Here is a 3,547-nt window from a genome sequence, read left to right on the forward strand (position 1 = left end):
ACCGCCGCCAACAAACGACGCCCTCTTGACACCTCACACCCCATACAAGGATGACGGGGATAGCATGAGTGTGCGGCCTTGATTACAGCGACGGGCTACCCTCATCTACCAGGAAGCCGTGCAGCGCGGCGACCACCTGCGCGCCTTCGCCGATCGCGCCGCCGACTCGCTTGACCGATCCGGAGCGGACATCGCCGACCGCGAACACGCCGGGCACCGTAGTCTCGAGCGGCGGCACCGGGCGCGTCCCCTCGCCGCCCTGCACACCGGTCAGCACGAAGCCCGCGCGATCGACCTGCACGCCGCAGCCCTCGAGCCAGCCGGTGGCCGGATCGGCGCCGACGAACAGGAAGAGATTGCGGATATCGAGGGTGAATTGGTCGGGCGCGAGCCGGCTGCGCCAGCGCACGCGCTCGAGCGTCTCGGCGCCCTCGAGCCCGATCACCTCGGCGTTGAAAATCAGCTCGATGTTCGGCGTCGCCTCGATGCGCTCGATCAGATAGCGCGACATGCTGGCGCCGAGCCCGCCGCCGCGGATGATCATGTAGACCTTGCGGGCATGCGTCGACAGGAACACCGCCGCCTGCCCCGCCGAATTGCCGCCGCCGACCAAGACGACATCCTGGTTGGCGCAGAGCCGCGCCTCGATCGGCGAGGCCCAGTACCAGACGCCGCGCCCCTCATAGGCTTCGAGATTGTCGATCTCGGGCCGTCGATAGCGCGCTCCGCTCGCCACCACGACCGACTTGGCGCGCAGCGTGTGGCCGCATTCGGTGGCAAGCGCAAAGGCGCCGGAGGCTTTCGAGCAGTCGAGCGACTTCACCGAGACCGGGATCAACATCTCGGCGCCGAACTTCTGCGCCTGATTGAAGGCGCGCCCCGCCAGCGCCTGGCCGGAGATGCCGGTCGGGAATCCCAGGTAGTTTTCGATTCGCGCGCTGGCGCCGGCCTGGCCGCCGAAGGCGCGCGAATCGAACACCGCGACCGAGAGACCTTCGGACGCCGCATAGACCGCAGTCGCAAGGCCCGCCGGGCCGCTGCCGACCACCGCGACATCGTAGAGCTTGTCATGGGCGTGGCGGCCGATCATGCCGAGCGCCATCGCCAGCGCGTTTTCGGACGGATTGCGCAGCACCGTGCCGTCGGGACAGACCACCAGCGGCAGCTCGGCGCGCGACGCCGAATAGCGCTCGAGAAGATCGGCGGCATCCTTGTCAGTGTCGGGATCGAGGAAATGATGCGGCTGTCCGTTGCGCGCCAAAAAATTCTGCAGCTGTGCCATGTTGCCGACCGACGCAGGACCGATCAGCACGGCGCCGCCGGCGCCGCCGGCGCCGCCCTGGATCAGGCTGACCCGGCGCAAGATCAGCGCGCGCATGATGCGCTCGCCGAGATCGGCCTCGGCGACCAGCAGCGCGCGTAATTTGTCGGGTGGGATCAGCAGCGTCTCGACGTCGCCGTCGGCATGGCCGTCGACCAGCGCGACGCGCCCGGAGAGCTGGCCGACTTCGGCGAGGAATTGTCCCGGACCCTCGTCGATCACCGGCGTGACATTGCCGAGGCCGTCGCGCAGGGTGACCGCGACATTGCCCGACAGCACCACGAACATGCCGGGGCCGGGCTTGCCGGTCTCGAACAGAGCCTCGCCGTGCTTGTAGGCGCGCAGCTCGCCGAAGCGGCGCATGCGCTCTATCTCGTGCGCCGTAAGGGTCGGGAAGGTCTGCTCGTGGCGCGGAAAGGCGTAGGCGCGCGCGTTCAGCCGATCGATCGTCGTTTCGTCTGCAGCCATCGACCTGATTCCTCGCACCGCAATTTGCGAACCGGCTAGCGCGCCGGCTCGTTTCCGTCCGCGTCATCTAGGATAGACGGGGCCGCTTCGGAAGATGCGGCCTCGTCGCGACCGCGCGCCTGCGATTTGCGCCGCTTCAGATTCTCGCGCAGTGCCTCTTTCAGCCGATCCTGTCGTGAATCCTTCACGCTGGGTCCGATTGAACCGCTGCCCTTTCCCTGATCGCCTGTCATTTTCGAACCCACATCGTCCGGTCCCTGCGCGTGGCGGAGAATAGACAATGGCCATCGCCCGTGCACCCTGCCCGAGCGGTCAGTTGCGCGTGAAGCGGCATGATTCGAGGGCAATTGGCTGATAACGCCAGTTCCAGTGCGATCGGGAACCAAATCTGGCCGGAATCGGCCGGATTGGTCCGGATCGCCGGCCCAGAATGCGCATTTTTCTGCCGATTTCGGTTCCTCCGCAGGCGCCCTTGTGCTTGCGCCGGAGAGGGCCTTGTGGCAAGAACCGCCCGCTTGGACGGGCCCCTTGAGGGCTGATTCTAATTTCCCGGGCATGCTGCCGTAGCTCAGTGGTAGAGCACTCCATTGGTAATGGAGAGGTCGACAGTTCAATCCTGTCTGGCAGCACCATTTCTTTCATAAAAACAGGGGCTCAGTTGGACCGTTTCGGGACCAATGTTCACGCCTGCCTCTGGGGGAGCGGCGCCGGTGTGCGCCTTCGTGAACTCTCCCAGCCATCTCTGATCCTGTGGGTGGAAGCCTGACACAAATATAATGATCTGCTGACGACCGTCCGCCTGGCAGTACGGTGCGATCAATCAATCCAGAAGCGCCCATGGGAGTGAAAGAATGCTTCTTGAGCAAGATGATTTCGAACGCATTCTGGGCCGCGAGGAACTCACACTGGAGGACGTGACACTCGTCATGCGAAGTGTTCGGCATAGCGAGCATGATTCCAACAAGGCCTCTTATGCCAATACCCTTCTCTCAGGAGCCGGAGAGTATCTGCCAGCATACGCACTGACCGCGCTGGTGGACAAACAAGGCGGTCCATGCGCGGAAAAGTCATTTGACGTGTATTTCGGCAATTTTAGAAATTGGCGTCAACTCGACCAGAAACGATTCAGCTATGAGGGGTTCGGCGCGCCCGCAGCGTAGCTAAACTGGATAGAGCCCCCGATTTTCGACACTTCGGTGGTTGGGGTGGTGCAGGTTCGAGTCCTGCCGCTGCGTCGCGCTCACTTCTAATTACTCGATATCCGGCACCTGAATAGATCAATCAGGACCGCACGGGCCCGGTTGGTCGGAATCGGCAATTTGTGGCCCCCTCGCCACGGGCAGTAGTTGGCCGCCTCGCGCTCCTTGCATCGCTGGCAATGCGACTGTTAGGCCCCTCTGACCTGAACACCTTGTTGCAGCACATGCACGCACACACACGGGGCATCCTGTTGGCGCACCGTTGTGACGGAGCGAGCGTCCAGCGGCTATGCAGGCTTTAGAAAGAAGTGCCGGCGCATCGAGGAGTTGCGAGTATTCGCCGTCACTTTAACACAGGGAGCGACCGCCCAAGCACGCCGACGCGTTATGGGCATTCAGCTACTCAGTGAGACGCCCTCGCATCGACTGCCTGTCGTCGCGCAGCTACCGCAAAGGCCCGTTCCCGAATTGACAATCTGGGGAACATCGCGCCGGCCGCCGATCGTGCCCCGTGGCGTGGTGTAGCTGAGTGCGGATCACCACGTTCGCCGGCATGGGC

General features: G+C 63.9%; 2 protein-coding genes and 2 tRNA genes. 3 read left to right on the top strand and 1 reads right to left on the bottom strand.

From position 1 onward, the window contains the following. Positions 1 to 82: 82 nt before the first annotated feature. Complete coding sequence (locus tag ACFFWD_RS17930) at positions 83 to 1,789, bottom strand: FAD-dependent oxidoreductase (RefSeq protein ID WP_376967424.1); 1,707 nt, start codon at positions 1,787 to 1,789, stop codon at positions 83 to 85. Between the two features lie 557 nt (positions 1,790 to 2,346). Here ACFFWD_RS17930 and ACFFWD_RS17935 point away from each other — a divergent pair. The 3 genes from ACFFWD_RS17935 to ACFFWD_RS17945 all read left to right on the top strand — a co-directional run bounded on the left by ACFFWD_RS17935 (position 2,347) and on the right by ACFFWD_RS17945 (position 3,024). Next, positions 2,347 to 2,421, top strand: a tRNA-Thr gene (locus ACFFWD_RS17935). A 219-nt stretch (positions 2,422 to 2,640) separates the two neighbouring features. Further along, positions 2,641 to 2,949 carry a hypothetical protein gene (locus ACFFWD_RS17940; RefSeq protein ID WP_376967426.1) on the top strand — a complete coding sequence of 103 codons (309 nt, stop codon included), beginning with the start codon at positions 2,641 to 2,643 and terminating at the stop codon, positions 2,947 to 2,949. Then, a tRNA-Glu gene (locus tag ACFFWD_RS17945) sits at positions 2,940 to 3,024 on the top strand. The genes ACFFWD_RS17940 and ACFFWD_RS17945 overlap by 10 nt, the downstream gene beginning before the upstream one ends. Positions 3,025 to 3,547 lie beyond the last annotated feature (523 nt).

This window comes from Bradyrhizobium erythrophlei, from assembly GCF_042430365.1.
Taxonomy (GTDB): domain Bacteria; phylum Pseudomonadota; class Alphaproteobacteria; order Rhizobiales; family Xanthobacteraceae; genus Bradyrhizobium; species Bradyrhizobium erythrophlei.